We start from the raw sequence: 22,905 nt of genomic DNA, 5'->3' as shown, positions 1-22,905 counted from the left end.
AGCAGCTGCGCAAGAAGGGCGAACTGCTGACCCACGACAAGGACCAGTCGGTCTTCGTCTTCCTGAAGCTGGAGGATCTGATGGAGACCGATTTCCTGCGCATCAAGGAGAACATGACACTGGGCGACATCGTCCACATCATCTCCACGGCCCGGCGCAACATCTTCCCCGTGATCGACAACTTCGGACGCCTGCTGGGCGTCGTACAGCTCGACGACCTGCGTGAGGACATGTTCAAGCCCCAGAAATACGGCCGTCCGATCTCCGACTACATGATCCCGCCCCCGGACAAGATTCTCGAACACGAGGCCATTCAGAGTGTCATGGAGAAGTTCGAGGACAAGCACACCTGGATGCTGCCCGTCGTCGACAAGCAGAACCACTATCTGGGATTCATCTCCAAGTCGCGGATCCTGAACGCCTACCGCGAACAGCTGGTCAAGATCCAGCAGTAGGAAGGAGCCGACGGAGAAGAAGCCCGTCGGGCGGATGGGTAGACACGGAAGGCCGGAGCTCGGAAGGAGCCGACGGAGAAGAGGCCCGTCGGACGGATGGGTAGACACGGAAGGCCGGAGCTCGGAAGGAGCCGACGGAGAAGAGGCCCGTCGGGCGGATGGGGAGACGCGGAAAGCCGAAGCCCCGCGGCCGGTGGCATTCACCGCCTCCGATACACTCGAAAACCCAAAACCAACACCATATACCATGATCTCTTTTGACAGCCCCTCGTGGGCCGATGCGCTCGACTGCGCCGTCACGCTCTGCGACACGCAAGGGATGGTCTGCTACCAGAACCGCCGCTCCGTGGAGGTCAACGGCGACGTGAGGGGCCGCTCGCTCCTCCCCTGCCACAACGACCGTTCGCGGGAGATCATCCGACGGCTGCTCGACGACGGCGGCCGAAACGTCTACACCATTCAGAAAAAGGGCATCCGCAAGCTGATCTACCAGACCGTCTGGTACGACGAGGAACGGATCGGCGGACTCGTGGAGTTCTCGATGGAGCTCCCCGACGAGATGCCCCACTACGTCCGGTCATGACAAAAACACTTAAAGTAAGAAGAAGATGCTGCATTTCGATTGCGACTACATGGAGGGGACCCACCCCGAGGTGATGCGCCGCCTGCTGGAGACCAACCTCGAACAGACTCCCGGATATGGCTGCGACCCCCATACGGAGCGGGCCCGCGAACTCATCCGACAGGCATGCGGCGCCCCGCAGGCCGAGGTTCATTTTCTGGTCGGCGGCACGCAGACCAACGCCACCGTCATCGACGGTCTGCTGCGCCGGCACGAAGGGGTGCTGGCCGCCGAATCGGGTCACATCAACGTTCACGAGGCCGGAGCCATCGAAGCTGCCGGCCACAAGGTCCTGACGCTCCCCTCGCACGAAGGCAAGGTCCGCGCCGAGGAGGTCGACCGCTGGATCGAGGAATTCTACCGCGACGAAACGTGGCCCCATATGGTCGCCCCCGGGATGCTCTACCTCTCGCACCCGACCGAATTCGGGACACTCTACACGCTCAGTGAGATGGAGGCGATCCATGCCGTCTGCCAACGCTACTCGATCCCGCTCTACCTCGACGGTGCACGGCTCGGCTACGCCCTGGCCTCGGAGGAGAATACCCTCACGCTCCGCGACATCGCCCGGCTGTGCGAGGTCTTCTACATCGGCGGCACCAAGACCGGCCTGCTCTTCGGCGAGGCGGTCGTCATCACGCGGCCCGAGCTGCTGCCGCACTTCTTCACCCTCGTCAAGCAGCACGGCGCCCTGCTGGCCAAGGGTCGACTGCTGGGAGTGCAGTTCGAGACGCTCTTCACCGAAGAGCTCTACCTGCGGATTGCCCGGCAGGCCATCTCGACAGCCCGGCGGCTGAAGGAGGCCCTGCTCGCAAAAGGATACCGGCTCCACATCGACTCGCCGACCAACCAGCAGTTTTTCGTCCTGCCGAACCGCGAGATCGACCGGCTCAGTCAGTACGCCACCTTCGAGTTATGGGGGCCGCGCGGCAAGGAGGAGTCCGTCGTGAGGTTCGTCACCAGCTGGGCCACCACCGACGAGCAGATCGACGCGCTGATCGCCCGGCTCTGAACAGCGGGAAGGGAGGGGTTCATCCCCACCCGGAGCAGCGCGGGCCCGGTTCGGAGCGGCATGGTTCGGCCCATTTTTTCGGGATACACTTATTTTTTTGTCGCTTTTACTTGCTATTTTGTAAAGTTTATTTTACATTTATAGCAGCAGACGGGAGAAGTGCGCACCTCCGGCAGTCTGCATAAACCGACAAAAAACAACCAGTCATGAACAAAATCCTGCTGCTGCCCCATGCGTTCAAACGGATCGGATGGGTGCTATTCATCCCGACGGCCCTGCTGGGCGCACTGATGTTTTTCGACGGATTCAACGGATTCCCCTCGTTCCTGCTGCCCGACTCATTCGCTCCGGCCCGGGACTTCACCCGCCTTTGGAACAACATCGTCATCATCGGCATCCTGCTCGGTGTCCTCTTCATCGGCTGCTCGCGCGAACGCATCGAGGACGAACTTATCGCCCGCATCCGTCTCAACGCCCTGCTCGCGGCGCTCTATGTCACCGTGGGTGTCTCCGTACTCTCCGCGCTGGCGCTCTACGACTTCGCCTACATCAACTTCATGATCTTCAACCTGTTCTTGCTGCCCGTGCTCTTCCTCGTGATCGAACGGGTGATGCTCTGGCGACTCGGAAAGGAGGCGGCGCATGAAGAATAGGATCCGGGTCGAACGCGCCGAGGTGCGCATGACCCAGCAACAACTGGCCGAGGCCGTGGGCGTGAGCCGTCAGACGATCAACGCCATCGAGGCCGGGAGATTCGTTCCGTCGACCGTGCTGGCGCTGAAAATCGCACGGACATTCGGCAAGCCCGTCGAGAAGCTCTTCCAGTTGGAGGAGGGTGAATGACCCGCCGAACCCGTACCAAAAAGAGGGAGGCCCGGATCTCCGAGCCACCCTCTTTGTCTCTCCCGCCTCTGACGGCGAAAACCGCCCCCGGTCAGAGCTTGATGTCGTAGATCTGGATCACGCCCACCAGCTTGCCCGATTCGTCCGTAACGAGCAGCGAGGTCACCTTGTTGCGCGTCATCATCTTCTCGGCTTCGATCAGCTTCTCGGTCGGAGCAATCGTCTTCGGGTGCGGCGTGGCGATATCTTTTGCCTTGATATTGAAGAACTCACCCCGCAGCCGTTCCATGGCCCGGCGCACGTCACCATCCGTGACGATGCCCTCGATGCGGTCGCCCTCGCAGATGACGATCAGCCCCAGCCCGCCCTTCGAGATGGCGTGGATCATCTCCGTGGCCGGGCAGTCGGGAGCCACCACCGGCAGGTCGTGGTCGCGCATGACGTTGCCCACGGTCATCAGCAGGCGCCGTCCCAGGCTGCCGCCCGGATGCAGGCGTGCGAAATCGACGCTCGTGAAGCCCCGCAGCTGCATCAGCGAGACGGCCAGCGCATCGCCCATGGCGATCTGTGCCGTCGTAGACGACGTGGGGGCCAGGTGCAGGATGCAGGCCTCTTTCTGGACCCGCACGTTCAGGTGCACGTCCGAATTCTTGGCCAGCGCCGAGTCGGGGTTACCCGTCATCGAGATCAGGCGGTTGCCGTTCGAGTGGATGAAGGGGACGATCTTCAGAATCTCGTCCGTCTCGCCCGAATAGGAGAGTGCCAGGATGATATCCTCCTTCGAGATCATGCCCAAGTCACCGTGGAAGGCCTCGCCCGGGTGGAGGAAGAAGCTCGGCGTGCCGGTCGAGGCGAGCGTCGCGGCGATCTTGCGCCCCACAAGGCCCGATTTGCCCATACCCGTCACGATGCACTTGCCGTGACTCGAAAGAATCATCTCCACGGCCTCGACAAACGAGTCGTCCAGCGACTCCTCCAGATGCCGGAGCGTCAACATCTCGGTATGCACCGCCTTGCGGGCCACCTCCAGAATTTGCTCTTTTGCTGTATCGGTCATATTGTTGCTCAAAGCAGAGTTTCGATCAAAGGTTCCAGATCATCGAGCCGCAGCATGTTGGCCGCATCGCTCAGACCCCGGTCCGGATCGGGGTGCACCTCGAAGAAGTAACCCGTAGCGCCGAAGGCCTTCGCGGCCCGGGCCATCGCCGGAACGAATTCGCGGTTGCCGCCCGTCTTGCCCCCCGCCGCACCGGGACGCTGCACCGAGTGGGTACAGTCCATGATCACCGTCGGCGCGATCTGCAGCATGTCCGGGATATTGCGGAAATCGACCACCAGGTTGTTGTAGCCGAACGAATTGCCGCGTTCGGTGAGCCACACTTCGCGGGCCCCTGCATCGAGCGCCTTCTCGTAGGGATAGCGCATGTCGGCCCCCGAAAGGAACTGCGCCTTCTTGATGTTCACGGTGCGTCCGGTCTTCGCGGCGGCCACCACCAGGTCGGTCTGCCGGCACAGGAAGGCCGGGATCTGGATCACGTCCACCACCTCGCCCACCGGCGCGGCCTGCCACGACTCGTGGATATCCGTAAGGAGCTTCAACCCCCACTTCGCGCGCACGTCGGCAAGCATCCGAAGCCCCTTCTCGAGACCCGGGCCCCGGAACGAGGCTATCGACGTGCGGTTGGCCTTGTCGAACGAGGCCTTGAAGAGGATCTGCGTGCCCAGGCGGCGGTTGATGGCCACGAGGCGTTCGGCCACCGTGTCCAGCAGTTCGGCGGATTCGATGACGCAGGGTCCGGCAATCAGTATCATAACGTTATCGGTTGAATTCGGGGTGTTGTTTCAAAAACTCCTCGGCGCGCACCAGATCCTCCGGCGTGTCGATTCCCACGGTCTCGACCGGCGTGATGCCCACACCTATTTTATAGCCGTTCTCCAGCCAGCGCAGCTGTTCGAGCGATTCGGCCAGCTCGAGCGGCGACTGCGGCAGCGCGGTCACCGCACGCAGCACCTCCGTGCGGAAGGCATAGAGGCCGATGTGCTTGTAGAAGGTATGCCGCGAGAGCCACTCCTCGCGCGGAACGTTGCGCAGGTAGGGGATCACCGACCGCGAAAAGTACAGCGCCCGCGACTGCGCGTCGAGCACCACCTTCGGCGAGTTGGGATTCTCCAGCGCCTCCAGGCCGTCGGACTCCGCAAAGGGCTTCACCAGCGTGGCGATGTCGGTCGAGGGGTCGTCGAAGCAGCGCTTCACCGCCTCGAGCTGTTCGCGGCGAATGAAGGGTTCGTCGCCCTGCACGTTGACCACCACGTCGTACGTCCGGCCCTGTTTGCAGTAGGCCTCCCAGCAGCGGTCCGTGCCGCTGCGGTGCGCCGTCGAGGTCATCTCGACCCGTCCGCCGAACGACCGCACGGCCTCGCAGATCCGCTCGTCGTCCGTAGCCACCACGGCGTCGTCCAGCACGCCGGCCACCTGTTCGTAGACCCGCTGGATGACGGGTTTGCCCCCCAGCCGGGCCAGCGGCTTGGCCGGGAAGCGCGTCGACGCGTAGCGCGCCGGAATGATTGCGATGAATTTCATACCTTCACTGCTATTCGGTTGCATCCGCCTCGAGCCCGCGGCGCTGACGCGCCGTCAGTTTCGCCTTCGCAAGCCCGTACGATTTTTTTACCAGGTCGAGAATCTCCTCCGCCGGAATATCCCCGTCGAAACGAACGCTGATCCAGTGGTGCTTGTCCATGTGCCAACCCGGGGTGATCCCCTCGTAGCGATCGATCAGCACGGGAATCTCCTCCGGAGCACAGCGGATCGTACAGAAGTCGAACGCTTCGGCATTCACAAAGCAGAACCACTTGTCCACCACGTAAAAGACCAGCAGATTGCGGTCGTATTCGGAGGTGGCCTTCCCGAAGGCGAAGTCGTCATGCACGCCCGGCAGCGACAGACAATAGCGACGGAAATCCTCGATATTCATTTCCCCGGATATTTACTCCTTAACGGTCGTTGCGTCGGAGGCCGGCTTCGGCTCCAGTGCCAGCGCCAGCACCTCGTCGTTCGTGCGCACGTAGTGGAACGTCAGACCCTCGACGTATTCGGGCTTGATCTCGGCGATGTCCTTGCGGTTTTCGTCCGAAAGGATCAGCTCCGTGATGCCGGCCCGCTTGGCCGCCAGAATCTTCTCCCTGACGCCGCCCACGGGCATCACCCGTCCGCGGAGGGTCGTCTCGCCCGTCATGGCGATCCGCTCCTTCACCTTGCGGCCCGTGTAGGTCGAGACGATCGAGGTGACCATCGTGATGCCCGCCGAGGGGCCGTCCTTCGGGATCGCACCCTCCGGAACGTGGATGTTGATGTCGTTCGTCTCGAACATCTTCGGGTCGATGCCCAACTCCTTGTAGTGGGCCATCACCCACTCGTGGGCAATCGTCGCCGACTCCTTCATCACGTCGCCCAGGTTGCCCGTCAGGCTGATGCGCCCCTTGCCGGGCGTCAGGCACGACTCGATGTAAAGGATGTCACCGCCCACTTCGGTCCATGCCAGACCCGTCACGACACCCGTCATGCCGCCCACCTCGTACTCCTCGCGCAGGAACTTCGGCATGCCGAGGATCTTCTCGACATCCTCGGCCGTGATCTCCGGCCGGGGCTCCTCGTCGAAGGCGATCTGCTTGGCACGTGCCCGGGCGATCTTGGCCAGATGCTTGTCCAGCGAGCGGACGCCCGCCTCACGCGTATAGTCCGAGATGACCTGTTCGATCACCGCGTCGCTCATCGTCAGCTCGTCGGGCTTGATGCCGTGGGCCTCGCGCAGCTTCGGCAGCAGGTGATCCTGGGCGATGCGCACCTTCTCCTCGATCAGGTAGCCCGGAATGTTGATCATCTCCATACGGTCACGCAGCGCCGGGGCGATGCTGCCCACGTTGTTGGCCGTGGCGACGAAGAGCACCTTCGAGAGGTCGTACTCCATGTCGATGTAGTTGTCGTGGAAGGTGGTGTTCTGCTCCGGGTCGAGCACCTCGAGCAGCGCGCTCGAGGGGTCGCCGTGGTTCGAGACCGTCACCTTGTCCACCTCGTCGAGGATGATCACCGGATTGGACGAACCGCACCGCTTGATCGTCTGGATGATCCGGCCCGGCATGGCGCCGATGTAGGTACGGCGGTGTCCGCGGATCTCCGACTCGTCGTGCAGTCCGCCCAGCGAGATACGGCCGAACTTGCGGCCCAGGGCCGTGGCCACCGACTTGCCCAGCGAGGTTTTGCCCACGCCCGGAGGTCCGTACAGGCAGAGGATCGGGGACTTCAGGTCGCCCTTCAGCTTGATGACGGCCAGGTGTTCCAAAATACGCTCCTTGACCTCGTCCAGTCCAAAGTGGTCGTGGTCCAGCTGTTCGCGGGCCTGCTTCAGGTCGAGGTTGTCCTTCGTCACGTCGTTCCAAGGCAGCTCCAGCAACAGCTGCAGGTAGGTCATCTGCACCGAATACTCCGCCACGGCGGGGTTCAGCCGCTCGACCTTCTGCAACTCCTTCTCGAAGGTCTCGCCGACCTCCTTCGGCCAGTTCTTCTTCCTGGCCTCCTCGCGCATCTTTTCGATGTCGGCATCGGGGCCGTCGCCCAGTTCGTCCTGGATCGTGCGCATCTGCTGCTGCAGGTAGTAGTCGCGCTGCTGCTTGTCGATCTCCTGCTTGACGCGCTCCTGGATCTGGTTCTTCAACTCGGCAAGCTGCTGTTCGCGGATCAGGATCTCGAGCAGCTTGCGCGCACGGGCCAGCAGGCCGGGGGCTTCGAGCAGCGACTGCCGGTCCTCGTCCGTGAGCTCCATGTTCGAGCAGATGAAGTTGATGAAGCCGCGTTTCGAGTCGATGTTCTTGATGGCGAAGGCCGCCTCCTTGGGCATCGACGGCGAGATGTTGATGATTCCCAGCGCCACGTCGCGGATCGAGTCCACGAGGGCTTCGAACTCGATGCTCTTCAGATCGGGCGTCGAATCGCGCAGCGCCACCACGCGGGCCTTGAAATAGGGCTCCGTGGCGACATATTCCGTGATTTCGATCTTCTCCAGACCATTCAGGATCACCGTCAGGTTGCCGTTGGGCATCTCCAGGATCTTGATGATCCGGGCTGCCGTGCCGACCTTGTACATGTCGTCCGGCGAGGGGTCCTCCACCTCGCTCTCGCGCTGCAGCACGGCTCCCAGCAGCCCGCCCTCGGCATTCACCGCGCGGACCAGCGAGATGCTCTTGTCTCGCCCGACCGTAATGGGGGTGATGGCGCCCGGAAAGAGCACCGACGAACGCAGCGTAAGAATCGGAAGAATCTCCGGGACTTCGACCTCCTCGACCGGTTCGTCACCGCCCGTCACGATGGGGATCACGCGGTGTTTGCCGTCGAGAAGCTCGGGGACGAGGTTCACGTCGTCCACTTCTACAGTTTCGATCTTATCTTTTTTGCTCATATTTTTCCTATATACAATGCGCAAAGGTAACGTTTTTTCGCAGAATTTATTTCATCTTTGACAGATTGTTGATAACTTTGCCCCCTCGGAAACAACGTTTAATTATCTACCAGCCATGCAAATCGCTGACAAATACGCACCCCAGCAGATCGAGGCCAAATGGTACGACTACTGGATCAACCACAAGCTCTTCCATTCGGAACCCGACCAGCGCCAACCCTATACGATCGTCATCCCGCCCCCCAACGTCACCGGCATGCTCCACATGGGCCACATGCTCAACAACACGCTGCAGGACGTGCTGGTGCGCCGCGCCCGCATGTCGGGCAAGAACGCATGCTGGGTCCCCGGCATGGACCACGCCTCGATCGCCACCGAGGCAAAGGTCGTCGCCATGCTCCGCGAAAAGGGCATCGAGAAGTCCTCGCTCACGCGTGAGGAGTTCCTCAAATACGCCTGGGAGTGGAAGGAGAAGTACGGCGGCGTGATCCTTCAACAGCTGCGCAAGCTCGGCGCCTCGTGCGACTGGGACCGCACCTGCTTCACGATGGACGACATCCGCACCGAAGGCGTCCTGCGCGTCTTCTGCGACCTCTACGACAAGGGCAAGATCTACCGCGGCGTGCGCATGGTCAACTGGGACCCCGCCGCACAGACCGCCCTCTCGGACGAGGAGGTCGTCTTCAAGGAGTCGCACGGAAAGCTCTACTACCTGCGCTACCGTGTTGAAGGTTCCGACCGCGTCATCGTCGTCGCCACGACCCGTCCCGAAACCATCCTCGGCGATACGGCCCTCTGCGTCAACCCCGATGACCCGCGTTATCAGGATCTGCCCGCCGACGCCCGCGTCATCGTGCCGCTCGTCGGCCGCTCGATCCCCGTCATCCGCGACACGTACGTCGACATCGAGTTCGGTACGGGCGCCCTGAAGGTCACCCCGGCCCACGACGTGAACGACTACATGCTGGGCGAGAAATACGGCCTGGAGACCATCGACATCTTCAACGACGACGGCACGATCAACGACAAGGTCGGCATGTATGTCGGCATGGACCGTTTCGACGTCCGCCGCCAGATCGAGAAGGACCTCGACGAGGCCGGCCTGCTCGAGAAGGTCGAGGCCTACACGAACAACGTCGGCTACTCGGAGCGTACGGGCGTGGCCATCGAACCGAAACTCTCGATGCAGTGGTTCCTCTCGATGAAGGAGCTGGCCGAGCCCGCCACGAAGGCCGTCATGGAGGACGAGATCCGCTTCGTCCCCGAAAAGTACAAGAACACCTACCGCTACTGGATGGAGAACATCAAGGACTGGTGCATCTCGCGTCAGTTGTGGTGGGGTCAGCGCATCCCGGCGTGGTATCTGCCCAAGGGCGGCTTCGTCGTCGCCCCGACCCCCGAAGAGGCCCTCGAAAAGGCCCGCACCAAGAGCGGCGACGCCTCGCTGCAGCTCGCGGACCTGCGCCAGGACGAGGATGTGCTGGACACCTGGTTCTCGTCGTGGCTCTGGCCCATCTCGGTCTTCGACGGAATCCGCAACCCCCACAACCCCGAAATCGAATACTACTACCCCACCAACGATCTGGTCACAGGTCCCGACATCATCTTCTTCTGGGTCGCCCGCATGATCATGGCCGGATATGAGTACCGCCACGAAAAGCCCTTCGCCAACGTCTACTTCACGGGTATCGTCCGCGACAAGATCGGCCGCAAAATGTCCAAGCAGCTCGGCAACTCGCCCGATCCGCTCGACCTGATCGCCCGGTACGGCGCCGACGGCGTCCGCATGGCCATGCTCATCAGCTCGTCGGCCGGCAACGACGTCATGTTCGACGAGGCGCTCTGCGAGCAGGGCCGCAACTTCGGCAACAAGATCTGGAACGCCTACCGGCTGGTCAACGGCTGGTCGGTCGACACCGCCGCCCCGCAGAGCGAAAACAACCGCCTGGCCGTCGCCTGGTTCGGCGAGGCCCTCTCGCGCTCGCTCCGCCAGATCGACGAGGATTTCCGCTCGTACCGCATCTCGGAGGCCTTCAAGGAGGTCTACCGCCTCTTCTGGGACGACTTCTCGAGCCTCTACCTCGAGATGGTCAAGCCCGCCTTCGGACAGCCGATCGACGACGCCACGCTCCAGGCCACGAAGGGATACTTCGATGCCCTGATGCGCGTGCTGCACCCCTTCATGCCCTTCGTCACGGAGGAGATCTGGCAGGCCCTCGCCCCGCGCCGCGACGGCGAGTCGATCTGTGTGGCCCCGATGCCCCAGGCCGGCCAGGTCGACGAGGCGATGCTCGCCCGCTTCGAACTGGTGAAGGAGATCGTCTCCTCGGTGCGCAACATCCGCAACCAGAAGAACCTCCCGCAGAAGGAGACCTTGGCCCTGCACGTCATCGTCGACGAGAACTACCCCGCCGAGTTCGCCCCCGTCATCCGGAAGATGGCCAACCTCTCGTCGATCGAGGCCGTCACGGAGAAGGATCCCGCAGCGGCCGCCTTCCTGGTCAAGACGACGCAGTACTTCGTGCCGCTGGCCGGCAAGATCGACACCGCCGCCGCAATCAAGAAGCTCTCGGACGATCTGACCTACTACGAAGGCTTCCTCGCCTCAGTGATGAAGAAACTCTCGAACGAACGCTTCGTGCAGTCGGCCCCCGAGAAGGTCGTGGCCAACGAGCGCGCCAAGCAGGCCGATGCCGAGGCCAAGATCGCCGCTCTCAAGGAGCAGCTGGCCGCCCTGAAATAGCCGTCTGAAGAGAGGAGGGGGGGGGCCGGCAGGTGTGTTTCCAAGGGCTGCCGGCCGGGAACCGACAATATCCGGTCGCACCCGAGCCTGAAAAACCCGCCCCGCTTTACAAAAATGCATATCCCGTACAACCCCCCGCCCGTCATGTGGCGGGGGCTTGTCGCAAACGGGTTCCGCAAACGGATCATACAAACCGCAAAACCACCATCCGCAAGATGCCATCCATCACCATCTACACCGACGGTTCGTCCCTCGGAAACCCCGGCCCCGGAGGCTACGGCGTCGTCCTCCTCTCGGGCCCCCACCGCAAGGAACTCTCGCAGGGTTTCCGCCTCACGACCAACAACCGCATGGAGCTCATGGGGGTCTGCGTCGCCCTCGAGACGCTCAAGTTCGAGGGCTCGGAGGTGGTGATCTACTCCGACTCGAAGTATGTCGTCGACGCCGTCACCAAGGGCTGGGTCTTCGGCTGGGCCCGCAAGGGCTTTGCCGGCAAGAAGAATCCCGACCTCTGGATGCGCTTCCTGCGCATCTACAACCGGCACAGGGTCCGTTTCGTCTGGGTCAAGGGCCACGCCGAAACGGTCGAGAACAACCGCTGCGACCAACTGGCCGTGTCCGCCGCCAACGACCGCACCCGCTGGGCCGAGGATACGGGATACATCCCCGAGTGAGAAAACTCCGCCCTCCGAGGCCTCTGTCCCTCCGCGCCGAAGGCCCCGGACTTCCCTCCGAAAAGACAGTATTCGCCGATTCTTCGGGACAATTGCCAGATTTTGCAGGCTTTTTTCGCTTTTCGGGCAATTATGCTTATATTTGCAGGAAATTGTTTCCCGCCCGGTATGGCCCGTTCCGCTTCGTGCGGCCGGAGACCCCTGCGGTCACCGGCTCCATCCCTGCGGCGTGAAATTGCGTAACCTCCAAACACGTCGGAATGTTCAAAACTTACCTGCGGCTGATGGGCTTCGCCCGCCCGATCAAGAAATACGCGTTTCCATACTTCTTCTACTCGGTCTTCTACGCACTGTTCAACTCGCTGACGTTCATGCTGATCATCCCGATCCTGAACACCATGTTCGATGTGAACTACTCGTTCGAGTATGTGGAAAAGCTTCCCCCCGTGGAGTTCAACCAGGAGTACCTCACCACGCTCTTCAACTTCACCTACTCGCACCTCTTCCAGGAGTATGACCGCCAGAATGTCCTGCTGCTGCTGGCCATCGTCGCCATCATCATCAGCTTCCTGAGCAACCTCTTCCGCTACCTCGGGGCCTGGACCATGGAGAACATGCGCACCCGCACGCTCCAGAAGATGCGAAACGAGATGTTCTCCCGCGTCATGGACATGAACGTCGGCTACTTCTCCGACCAGCGCAAGGGCGACATCATCTCGAAGATCACCTCCGATGTCAGCGTCGTCCAGTTCTGCATCACCAACACCCTGCAGGTCTCCTTCCGCGAACCCTTCCTGATCATCGGGTACATCGTCATGATGATCGCCATCTCGTGGAAGCTGGCCGTCTTCTCGGTGCTCTTCCTGCCGGTGGTCGCCCTGCTCATCGGAAACATCGTCAAGAAACTCCGCCACCCGGCCCGCACCAACCAGCAGCGCATGGGCGAAATGGTCGCCACGCTCGACGAGTCGCTCTCCGGCATCAAGGTCATCAAGAGCTACAACGCCACCGAATACATCAAGCAGAAATACTACGCCATCAGCGAAGACCTCGCCCGGCTGACCCTCTCGATGGCCCGCCGTCAGCAACTGGCCTCGCCGATGAGCGAATTTCTCGGCATCACGGCCGTCGGCGTGATTCTCGTCTTCGGAGGCGCGTTGGTCTCGGCCGGATCGCTCGACCCCGGAGGATTCATCGCCTTCGTGGCCATCTTCTCGCAGATCACCCGCCCGGTAAGAACCTTCATCGACCAGTTCGCCAACATCAACCAGGGTATTGCCGCCGGTGAACGCATCTTCTCGATCATCGACACCCGCCCCGAAATCCAGGACAAACCCGACGCCAGGGAGTTCACCGGTCTGAAGGACCGGATCGAGTTCCGCAACGTACACTTCTCCTACGACGGTTCGCGCGAGGTGATCGACGGCATCTCGTTCGAGATCCGCCACGGAGAGACCGTCGCCCTCGTGGGCCCTTCAGGCGGCGGGAAATCAACCCTCAGCGAACTGCTGCCCCGCTTCTACGACCCCACCTCGGGCGACATCCTGATCGACGGCATCTCGCTGCGCGACTACTCGCAGGAGAGCATCCGCGCCCACATGAGCGTCGTGGCCCAGGATACGGTCCTCTTCAACGACACCATCGAGCACAACATCGCCATGGGACGCCCCGGAGCCACGCCCGAAGAGGTGGCCGAAGCCGCCCGCGTGGCCAATGCCGACGACTTCATCCGTGAATGCCCCCAGGGCTACGACACCAACATCGGCGACCGCGGCGTGAAACTCTCCGGCGGTCAGCGTCAGCGTCTCTCGATCGCCCGCGCCGTGCTGAAGAACCCCGACATCCTGATCCTCGACGAGGCCACCTCGGCCCTCGACACCGAGAGCGAAAAACTCGTCCAGGATGCCCTGAACAACCTGCTCGTGGGACGTACGTCGGTGGTCATCGCCCACCGCCTCTCGACGATCCACAACGCCGACAAGATCATCGTCATCGACCACGGCCGCATCGCCGAACAGGGAACCCATGCCGAACTGATGGCCCGAAACGGCATCTACGCCAAACTCATCGAGATGCAGTCGTTCGACTGACCCCCCCCCGACCGCAAAACCCCATCCGGACCGGCTCCCTCGTGCGGAGCGGTCCGGATTTTTCGTCCACGGGCGATCCGATGCGAGGAATCGGACCGGAATTGCGGTGTTTTCCAATCTTTTTACTATCTTTGCCAGTTGTCAAAACCGAAACGATATTTTTTACCTGCCGATATGAAATTCAAGGAGTATAAAGGCCTCGACCTGGCCGCCACAGCCGCCGACGTGCTCGGCGAGTGGGATGCCCACGACACGTTCCACAAAAGCATCGAAACCCGCGAGGGTCACCCGACATTCGTCTTCTACGAAGGTCCCCCCTCGGCCAACGGAATGCCCGGCATCCACCACGTCATGGCCCGCACCATCAAGGACGTATTCTGCCGCTACAAAACCCAGCAGGGATATCTCGTTCACCGCAAGGCCGGTTGGGACACCCACGGTCTGCCCGTCGAACTGGGCGTCGAGAAGAAACTCGGAATCACCAAGGAGGATATCGGCAAGAAGATCTCCATCGAGGAGTACAACCGCACGTGCCGCGAGGCCGTCATGGAGTTCACCGGCGTGTGGGAGAACCTCACCCGCAAGATGGGCTACTGGGTCAACATGGACGACCCCTACATCACCTACGACAACAAGTACATCGAGTCGCTGTGGTGGCTGCTGAAGCAGCTCTACAACAAGGGGCTCCTCTACAAGGGATACACCATTCAGCCCTACTCGCCCGCCGCCGGGACCGGTCTTTCGACCCACGAGCTGAACCAACCCGGCTGCTACCGCGACGTCAAGGATACGACCGTCGTGGCCCAGTTCCGCATCCGCGACCCGAAGCCCGAAATGGAGGGCTGGGGTACGCCCGTCTTCCTGGCCTGGACCACCACGCCGTGGACCCTGCCCTCGAACACGGCCCTCTGTGTCGGCCCGAAGATCGACTACGTCGCCGTGCGCAGCTACAACCCCTACACCGGCGAGAAGATGACGGCCGTGGTGGCCAAGGCGCTGCTGAACGCCCACTTCAACAAGAAGGCCGAAGGGCTGGCCCTCGACGCCTACAAACCCGGCGACAAGCTCGTTCCCTACGAGGTGGTCGGCGAGTGGAAGGGCCCCGAACTGGTCGGCATGCACTACGAGCAGCTGCTGCCCTGGGTCAAACCCGTCGAGCTGGATGAGGAGGGCAACTGGCGCGATGCCTCACAGAAGGCCTTCCGCGTCATCTCGGGCGACTACGTCACCACGGAGGACGGTACGGGTATCGTCCACATCGCCCCGACGTTCGGTGCCGACGACGCCTTCGTGGCCCGCGCAGCCGGAATCCCCTCGCTCTTCATGATCAACAAAAAGGGCGAAACACGCCCGATGGTCGACCTCACCGGAAAATTCTACCTGCTCGACGAGCTGGACGAGCGTTTCGTCCGTGAGTGCGTCAACGTCGAGGTCTACAAGGAGTACGAGGGCCGCTGGGTCAAGAATGCCTACGACCCGCAGTTCACCGTCGACGGCAAGTACGACGAGAAGGCCGCCCAGGCTGCCGAGTCGCTGGACATCTACATCTGCATGAAGATGAAGACCGCCGGCCAGGCCTTCAAGATCGAGAAGCACGTCCACAACTACCCCCACTGCTGGCGGACGGACAAACCCGTGCTCTACTACCCGCTCGACTCGTGGTTCATCCGCACGACGGCCTGCAAGGAGCGCATGATCGAGCTGAACCGTACGATCCGCTGGAAGCCCGAGTCGACCGGTACGGGACGCTTCGGCAAGTGGCTCGAGAACCTCAACGACTGGAACCTCTCGCGTTCGCGCTTCTGGGGTACGCCGCTCCCGATCTGGGCCACCGAAGACCGTTCGGAGCTGAAGTGCATCGGTTCGGTCGAGGAGCTGATGCAGGAGATCGACAAAGCGATCGCCGCCGGCGTGATGAAGGAAAACCCCTACAAGAATTTCAAGGTCGGCGACATGTCGAAGGAGAACTACTCGACCAGGAACATCGACCTGCACCGTCCCTATGTCGATTCGATCATTCTGGTCTCGTCGAAGGGCGAACCGATGCGCCGCGAGCCCGACCTGATCGATGTCTGGTTCGATTCGGGAGCCATGCCCTACGCCCAGGTCCACTACCCGTTCGAGCACAAGGAGGACTTCAACAAGGTCTACCCCGCCGACTTCATCGCCGAGGGTGTCGACCAGACCCGCGGCTGGTTCTTCACGCTGCACGCCATCGCCTCGATGCTCTTCGACTCGGTGGCCTTCAGGAACATCATCTCGAACGGTCTGGTGCTCGACAAGAACGGCAACAAGATGTCGAAACGGCTGGGCAATGCCGTCGATCCGTTCGACGTGCTGGACACCTACGGAGCCGACGCCACCCGCTGGTACATGATCTCCAACTCGCAGCCGTGGGACAACCTGAAGTTCGACCGCGACGGCGTCGACGAGGTGCGCCGCAAGTTCTTCGGCACGCTCTACAACACCTACTCGTTCTTCGCCCTCTACGCCAACATCGACGGCTTCACGGGCAAGGAGCCCGAGGTGCCGATGGAGAAGCGCCCCGAGATCGACCGCTGGATCATCTCGCTGCTCAATACGCTGGTCAAGAACGTAACCGACTCGCTGGAAAACTACGACCCGACGCCTGCGGCCCGCGCCATTCAGGAGTTCGTCGGCGAGAACCTCTCCAACTGGTACGTGCGTCTGAACCGCAAGCGCTTCTGGGGCGGCGGTATGACCGAGGACAAACTCGCCGCCTACCAGACGCTCTACACCTGTCTGGAGACCGTCGCGATGCTCTCGGCACCCTTCGCACCGTTCATCATGGACCGCATCTTCTGCGACCTGAATGCCGTCAGCGGCCGCCACACCGATGAGTCGGTCCACCTGTCGACCTTCCCCAAGGCCGACGAGAAGCTCATCGACCGCCGGCTCGAGCAGATGATGGATCTCGCTCAGCGCGTCTCGTCGATGGTGCTGGCCCTGCGCCGCAAGGTCTCGATCAAGGTGCGCCAGCCGCTGATGAAGATCCTCATCCCGGTACTCGACCCCTCGATGGCCGAGCACATCGCCGCCGTGAAGAACCTCATCATGAGCGAGGTCAACGTCAAGGAGATCGAACTCATCGAGAAGACCACCGGCATCATCACCAAGCGCATCAAGCCCAACTTCAAGACCCTCGGCCCGCGCTACGGCAAGCAGATGAAGCAGATCGCCGCGCTGGTGGCCGGATTCTCGCAGGAGCAGATCGCCGCCATCGAGGCTGCACCCGAATCGACGCTGGAGGTCGGCGGCGAGAAGATCACCGTCACGCCCGCCGACTTCGAGATCACCTCGGAGGATATGCCCGGATGGCTCGTCGCCTCGGAAGGCAAGCTCACCGTGGCCCTCGACATCACCCTCACGGACGAACTCCGCGCCGAGGGTGTGGCACGCGAATTGATCAACCGCATCCAGAACATCCGCAAGGATTCCGGATTCGAGGTCACCGACAAGATCCGCGTCGAGATCGAGCAGAAGCCCCTCGTGGCCGATGCCATCGCCCACTATGCCGACTACATCGCCTCGCAGACCCTTGCCGTCGAGGTCCGCACCGCTCCGCATCCCCAGGGTGCCGCAGTGGTCAATTCCGACATTGACGACGAGCCGCTGCAGATTGCCGTTTCGAGGATATAAAAGTCCATCTGTAATCGGGAAAATTTGGTGATATCGGATTTTTTGTTTAATTTTACATAAAACCAAATAGGGAGGACTGACTTATGGCAGACGAAAAAACCCGATACAGCGATGCCGAACTCGAAGAGTTCAAGCAGCTTATTCTGAAAAAGCTTGAGAACGCGCGTGCGGATTACGAACTGCTGCGCGCCACGATTACCCACACGGCCGACAACGACACCGAAGATACGTCGCCGACCTTCAAGGTGCTGGAAGAAGGCGCTACAACCCTCTCCAAGGAGGAGAGTGGCCGACTGGCGGCTCACCAGATGAAATTCATCCGCAATCTCGAAATGGCCCTCGTGCGCATCGAGAACAAAACCTACGGAATCTGCAAAACCACCGGCAAGCTGATTCCCAAGGAGCGGCTGATGAAGGTGCCCCACGCCACCGAATGCATCGAAGCCAAGGAGCGCCGCAAATAACCCGGGGCCGCAGAGGGGGGGGGGCCAAGGAGCAAGGGGCCAAGGAGCAAGGGCCGAGAAGCAAGGATCCGAGAAGCAAGGGCCGAGAAGCAAGGATCCGAGAAGCAAGGGCCGAGAAGCAAGGGCCGAGAAGCAAGGTTCCGAAAACCAATCCGCTCTAAACGGCAAGAGGGTAAAAATCCGCTACCCGCCCGACAACCGCACCGGCAATACCGGAAAAAAGGTTCACCCATATCGGGGTGGACCTTTTTTCTATCCGACAAGCCCTCTCCAAGGCTTTTCGAATACGTTTTCCGGGATTTTTACGTTATCTTTGAAACATGTTCCTCGGGTTGCGCATATCCATCCTGGTCCTGATTCTGGCCTTGGCGGGGCTGCTGGCCTCCGCACACCCGGCAACCCCTGTTGCCGGGCCGGACAGACACACCCCGGAACGATTCACCCCCGACAGCGCCCGAATCCGAAATTCCAAAGCCCGGGCCCGAAATAAACGCTTGTACGACAGCATCGAATCGAAAACCAGCCGCCGCGCCGTTCCGCGCATGCTCTACTACCTGCTCTTCGTCAAGCCCGTACTCGACACGACCGAAAACGGACAGTTCCTCGATGAAACCCGCGCACTGATGCCCTTCGCCGGCAAGACCATCTCCGGAATCGAGATCAGCCGTCAGGAACCCTTCGACGAAAACGGAAACTGGCTGGAGCGCACCGGCAACAAACTGCACATGATCACCCGCGAACAGGTCATCCGCCGCGACCTGCTCTTCGAACCCGGGGATGAATTCGACCCGCAGACCATTGTCCGCACCAAACAGTTGATCCGTTCGCGCGACTACGTCTCGGATATCGATATCGACGTACGGCCCGATTCTCTCGACACCACCTGCGTAAACCTCGTCATCCGCACCCGCGACGCCTGGACCATCACGGCCGACGGCGCCCTTCACTCCGAAGGCCGCACGATGGTTGCCCTGTCCGACGCCAACATCCTCGGAACGGGAAACAAACTCAAGTTCATCACCAACTTCAACCGCCAGGACTTCTCCTACGGCGGCAACATGGTCGAGTACGAGATCCCCAACGTGCTGGGGAGCTTCTACACGGCCGCATTCAATGCCGGGCGCAGTTTCTACAGTTCGACCCTCGACCTGGGGATCCGCAAGGAGTTCATCCGTCCCACGGACTACGAAATCGGTCTGACATACAACGACATCAAGGACAAACGCTACATGATCGAGCAGGACACCTCGCTGCTCGTCAAGGAGCGAAACCTCGATGCCTGGGGCGGATATTCGCACTTCCTGCGACGAATCAACGCGAGCATCTACATCACCGGACGCTACAACTACAACCGCGTCAGCCGACGTCCCGAGGTCGGTCCCCGCTACAATCCGGCCCTTCACGATCAGGATGCGCTGCTGGTCGGACTGGGACTCTACCGCGAGAACTTCTATACCGCCAACATGATCTACGGATTCGGAAGCCGCGAGTACCTTGCCGCCGGATTCAAGGCCGAGGCCGTGGCGGGATACTCCTGGGGAGAGTTCAGCGACGACGCCTATCTGGGACTGAGTTTCGAAGCTGGAGGCTTCTGTTCCCTGGGTTACGTCATGGGCGGCGCCACGCTCGGCAGTTACATCGAACCGGGCAACGGCATGTGGCAGCGCAGCGCCGTCGATATCGACCTGCGCTGGTTCTCGAACCTCTTTCTTCTGCGCCGCAGCCGGATCCGGCAGTTCCTCGCGTTCAACTACACCCAGGGATGGAACCGCTGGGAGGGTAGCGACGAAAGCATCCGGTTCACCCGCATGAACGGGCTGCAGGCGCTCAATGAATACGCCATCGGCACCAACCGCATGATCCTCAACACCGAAACCGTCCTCTTCTCCCCCTATCAGCCCCTCGGATTCCGCATCGCCTTCTTCGGATTTGCCGATTTCGGCCTGCTCGGCTATTCGCCCAACATCTTCAAGAACGAGTTCTACACGTCGTTCGGTCTCGGAGTGCGTCTGCGAAACGAGCGGCTCGTCTTCAACACGATCCAGATCCGGTTGGGAATCGCCTTCGGCAAAAACGGTCCCGTCGACAGCGAATATGTCCGTCTCTCGAACTATACCCGCGTCGAACCCTACCGCTACCGTCCGACACGCCCCGAAATCGTGGAATTCGAGTAGAGGCGGCAGGAGTCTTCGCATCGCATCCGTCCGCAAAAAAACGAGGGGAACGGATCTCTCCGCCCCCTCCTTGTTTCTCCGGGCAACCGTCACTTGCGGGTCCGCACCCGCAAAAGGCCCTTCCGGTTGGAAGCCGCATCCGGCGAGGTCGACTCCACACGCCGGATCTTGCCGGGTTCGATTCTTTCGAGATCGGCCATCGTAGCAGGACGGCCGTCGATCTCGATGCGGTAATCCGCCTCGTCGATCTCCGAGAAGTCGGCCGTCACACGACCGCGGGCAATCGAGACCGAACGGCCCTCTTCGGTACGGCTCTTCGACATCACCTCCGGCCCCGTAACCACCATGCCGCCACGACCGCCGACAATCGTATTGTACGAAACCCGGGGATCGGGCTCCGTCCCGGGAGCAGCGCTCTCCGAAGGAGGCAGCATCCGATCGGGAAGTTGACGCAATCTGCGCTGCGCCTCCTGCCACTCGTCACTCTGGAAATAGGTTCCGAGCTCGGAGAGGCGTTTCTGGACCTCCTTCCACTCCGCGTCATCCGCGTCCAGTTCGGAGAGACGCTTCTGCACCTCCTTCCACTCCGCGTCATCCGCGTCCAGTTCGGAGAGACGCTTCTGCGCCTCCTGCCAGGCATCGCTCTCGAAGTAGTTCTCCAGGTCGGACAACCGCTTCTGCGCCCGTTTCCAGACATCACTCCGGAAGTAGCTGTCGTCGAAGCTGTACGGCTCCGAGGATTTGATCTCGATGACGATCAGGTCCTGAGTCCCGGTGCCGACGTACTGGCGATACTCCTCCGGAACGTTCGCCCCCTTGTAGACCGTTATGCGAGCAATCCGATCCGGCGAGAGGGTGTTGAGATCCCCGTGGAAGGGTTTGCCGTCGACGAGAACCGTCGGTTGGCCTTCGGATGCGGAGGTCGAGCCGGAGAGGGTCGACGGCGATCCCGAAAGCGTGATCCGGCGTGTCGTGCCGTCGGACGAGCTCTCTATCCACGTATGGGCGCCGGCAAGACTGTCGACCGCAGCTCCCGTAGCCTCTTTGCCGGACTTGCGGAGCGTGACGAGGATCACGCCGTCACGGGCCTCCTCACCATAGGTCGCCCGGGCCAGCGAGTCCTTGCGGACGGTCACCGAAGCAATCTGCCCGGGACGGATCGAGTCGAGTGAACCGACGCGCTCGCCATCGACCAGAATCAGCGGATGTCCCTCGATCCCCGAGGTTGAGATCCGCGACCCTTCGATGCGGACTGTCCGGACTTCTTTCGTCTCTTTTTCATCCGGAATGACATAACGGGTCCGGGCAAAGGCTCCCAATGCCAGACCCACAAGCGGCAGGAGCAGCAGTATGCGTGCCCGAGCCCGCCGCGACGATCTCTTTTGCAACATCATGGCAATACGTTTTTTAAGTTTACTGGGGTTGAAATGGTTGGCAATCGGGAGTTCTCTTCCGCCGGCAGCCCTGCGGACCAGCAGCAGCTGGTAGCTCCGCAGATCAACTCCGCTGCGGAGCACGGCTTCGTCGGCTTCGTATTCGTGGATCGTGCGCAGTTCGCGCCGCAGCAGCCAGACGGCCGGATTGAACCACTGCAGACAGCCGGCCAGGTCGATCAGAAGCAGGTCTGCCGTGTGGTGCAGACGCACATGGGCCCGTTCGTGGGCCAGGATCGCAGCGCCGTCTCCGGTCAGATCCTCCTCCGAAACAACCACCCAATGCCCCCAGCTGAAGGGTGTCATGCCCTCCGTCACATGGACGAGAATCGTACCGTCATCGAGTCGTTCGCAGCGTCCCCGACGGATCAGCCGACGCACGGCAGCCAGCGACCACAAAATCCGCAACAGGGTTACGACAACTCCGGCGGCATAAATCCCACCCGACAGCTTCCGCCAGTCAAACGCCCCAGGCGTCTGCGGAGTCTCCGCTGCGGGGAGCGTCCCGGTGAGCCAATCGGCCGGCAGCGGCGGCAACTCCCGCCATACGGTGATCACGCACAACGGCAGCAGAAACGATACGGCCACTCCGCCCAACAGAACGAGACGGTTGAAAGCGTGGAAAGTCTCGCGGCTCAGCAGCAGCCGGAAAAAGAGGTAGAATACCGCCAGACACGCCCCGGCCTTGAGGCTGTAGATCAGAAGTGCGTAGCTCATGGCTGTTTCGGATTTTGTCGTTCGATGCGGTCGATCAGTTCGCGCAGCTCCTCGACCGAGATCTTCTCCTCCTCGACCAGCGCCGAAACGGCCCCCAGGTACGAACGGCCGAAATAGCGGTCGATCACGCCACCCAACGTGCGACGCGAAAACTCCGCTTCGCTCACCTGCGGGTAATACTGATAGGTGTTGCCGAATGTCCGGTGGCCGACGTAGCCCTTCGCCTCCAGGGCGCGGACCATCGTCGACAAGGTATTGAAGTGCGGTTTGGGTTCGGGGGCCAGTTCGACCAGCTCCCGGACGAAAAGCGGCCCGTGGGCCCAGAAGCAGTGCATCAGCTCCTCTTCACGTCGTGTCAAGCGTTCCATGGTCGTTGTTTTTTCAATCCTTCGTTTCGTTGGCGGGCGATTCCGTTCCGCCCTCGTCACAAAGGTAACTAAAAAACATTCACATGCAACTATATTTTATAGTTATCCAACTAAAAAATTTAGTTATTTCGCGTTTTCTTCCAGAATCCATGGAATATATGTATCTTTGTTCAATGGACGGAGGAGCGGAAAAGCCC

Annotated in this window: 18 protein-coding genes; 11 read left to right on the top strand and 7 right to left on the bottom strand. The window is 61.3% G+C overall.

Going from position 1 to position 22,905, the window contains the following annotated elements:
* The 5 genes from B5E60_RS03570 to B5E60_RS03550 all read left to right on the top strand — a co-directional run.
* Positions 1–455: CBS domain-containing protein (locus B5E60_RS03570; protein ID WP_143260644.1), on the top strand; the 455-nt coding region annotated here is incomplete at its 5' end.
* Between the two features lie 247 nt (positions 456–702).
* Entirely contained in the window at positions 703–1,038 is a 336-nt protein-coding gene (locus B5E60_RS03565) for a PAS sensor protein (protein ID WP_087309504.1), read from the top strand.
* A 25-nt stretch (positions 1,039–1,063) separates the two neighbouring features.
* On the top strand, positions 1,064–2,089 hold the full coding sequence (locus B5E60_RS03560; protein ID WP_087309503.1) for a threonine aldolase family protein: 1,026 nt from the start codon (positions 1,064–1,066) through the stop codon (positions 2,087–2,089).
* A gap of 206 nt (positions 2,090–2,295) precedes the next feature.
* Positions 2,296–2,742 carry a hypothetical protein gene (locus B5E60_RS03555; protein ID WP_087309502.1) on the top strand — a complete coding sequence of 149 codons (447 nt, stop codon included), beginning with the start codon at positions 2,296–2,298 and terminating at the stop codon, positions 2,740–2,742.
* The gene (locus B5E60_RS03550) at positions 2,732–2,932 is read left to right on the top strand and encodes a helix-turn-helix transcriptional regulator (RefSeq protein WP_087309501.1); all 201 of its coding nucleotides are present in this window, start codon (positions 2,732–2,734) and stop codon (positions 2,930–2,932) included. Before B5E60_RS03555 ends, B5E60_RS03550 begins: the two co-directional genes overlap by 11 nt.
* 91 nt (positions 2,933–3,023) lie before the next feature.
* Here the strand turns inward: B5E60_RS03550 and B5E60_RS03545 are convergent, their stop codons facing one another.
* Genes B5E60_RS03545 through lon form a run of 5 tightly spaced genes read right to left on the bottom strand, consistent with a single transcriptional unit; the run spans position 3,024 to position 8,385 of the window.
* Positions 3,024–3,989, bottom strand: a complete 966-nt coding sequence (locus B5E60_RS03545; protein ID WP_087309524.1) for a KpsF/GutQ family sugar-phosphate isomerase — start codon at positions 3,987–3,989, stop codon at positions 3,024–3,026.
* 8 nt (positions 3,990–3,997) lie between these two features.
* The gene (kdsA, locus tag B5E60_RS03540) at positions 3,998–4,744 is read right to left on the bottom strand and encodes a 3-deoxy-8-phosphooctulonate synthase (RefSeq protein WP_087309500.1); all 747 of its coding nucleotides are present in this window, start codon (positions 4,742–4,744) and stop codon (positions 3,998–4,000) included.
* Positions 4,745–4,748: 4 nt separating this feature from the next.
* Positions 4,749–5,513, bottom strand: coding sequence for a 3-deoxy-manno-octulosonate cytidylyltransferase (gene kdsB, locus B5E60_RS03535; protein WP_087309499.1), 765 nt, complete (start codon positions 5,511–5,513; stop codon positions 4,749–4,751).
* 10 nt (positions 5,514–5,523) lie between these two features.
* Complete coding sequence (locus B5E60_RS03530; protein WP_087309498.1) at positions 5,524–5,907, bottom strand: MmcQ/YjbR family DNA-binding protein; 384 nt, start codon at positions 5,905–5,907, stop codon at positions 5,524–5,526.
* 12 nt (positions 5,908–5,919) lie between these two features.
* Positions 5,920–8,385 (bottom strand): endopeptidase La, encoded by a 2,466-nt coding sequence (lon, locus tag B5E60_RS03525; RefSeq protein ID WP_087309497.1) that lies wholly within the window; start codon positions 8,383–8,385, stop codon positions 5,920–5,922.
* 115 nt (positions 8,386–8,500) lie between these two features.
* Here lon and B5E60_RS03520 point away from each other — a divergent pair, with 115 nt between their 5' ends.
* The 6 genes from B5E60_RS03520 to B5E60_RS03495 all read left to right on the top strand — a co-directional run bounded on the left by B5E60_RS03520 (position 8,501) and on the right by B5E60_RS03495 (position 20,190).
* The gene (locus B5E60_RS03520) at positions 8,501–11,128 is read left to right on the top strand and encodes a valine--tRNA ligase (protein ID WP_087309496.1); all 2,628 of its coding nucleotides are present in this window, start codon (positions 8,501–8,503) and stop codon (positions 11,126–11,128) included.
* 215 nt (positions 11,129–11,343) lie between these two features.
* A complete protein-coding gene (gene rnhA / locus B5E60_RS03515) occupies positions 11,344–11,802 on the top strand; it encodes a ribonuclease HI (protein ID WP_087309495.1) in 459 nt (152 codons plus the stop codon).
* Between the two features lie 260 nt (positions 11,803–12,062).
* Positions 12,063–13,892, top strand: coding sequence for an ABC transporter ATP-binding protein (locus B5E60_RS03510; protein WP_087309494.1), 1,830 nt, complete (start codon positions 12,063–12,065; stop codon positions 13,890–13,892).
* Between the two features lie 174 nt (positions 13,893–14,066).
* Positions 14,067–17,552, top strand: coding sequence for an isoleucine--tRNA ligase (ileS, locus tag B5E60_RS03505; protein WP_087309493.1), 3,486 nt, complete (start codon positions 14,067–14,069; stop codon positions 17,550–17,552).
* Positions 17,553–17,635: 83 nt separating this feature from the next.
* Complete coding sequence (locus B5E60_RS03500; protein ID WP_087309492.1) at positions 17,636–18,016, top strand: TraR/DksA family transcriptional regulator; 381 nt, start codon at positions 17,636–17,638, stop codon at positions 18,014–18,016.
* Positions 18,017–18,336: 320 nt separating this feature from the next.
* Positions 18,337–20,190 (top strand): POTRA domain-containing protein, encoded by a 1,854-nt coding sequence (locus B5E60_RS03495; protein WP_239403203.1) that lies wholly within the window; start codon positions 18,337–18,339, stop codon positions 20,188–20,190.
* 89 nt (positions 20,191–20,279) lie between these two features.
* Here the strand turns inward: B5E60_RS03495 and B5E60_RS03490 are convergent, their stop codons facing one another.
* Both B5E60_RS03490 and B5E60_RS03485 read right to left on the bottom strand, forming a co-directional pair.
* Positions 20,280–22,340: a M56 family metallopeptidase gene (locus B5E60_RS03490; protein ID WP_087309491.1), complete on the bottom strand. Its 2,061-nt coding sequence runs from the start codon at positions 22,338–22,340 to the stop codon at positions 20,280–20,282.
* Positions 22,337–22,708: a BlaI/MecI/CopY family transcriptional regulator gene (locus B5E60_RS03485; protein WP_087309490.1), complete on the bottom strand. Its 372-nt coding sequence runs from the start codon at positions 22,706–22,708 to the stop codon at positions 22,337–22,339. The genes B5E60_RS03490 and B5E60_RS03485 overlap by 4 nt, the downstream gene beginning before the upstream one ends.
* Positions 22,709–22,905 lie beyond the last annotated feature (197 nt).

This window comes from Alistipes sp. An116, assembly GCF_002161005.1.
Lineage (GTDB): Bacteria > Bacteroidota > Bacteroidia > Bacteroidales > Rikenellaceae > Alistipes > Alistipes megaguti.
The sequence above is the reverse complement of the archived record's forward strand: the minus strand, read 5'-3'. Positions and strand labels throughout refer to the sequence as shown.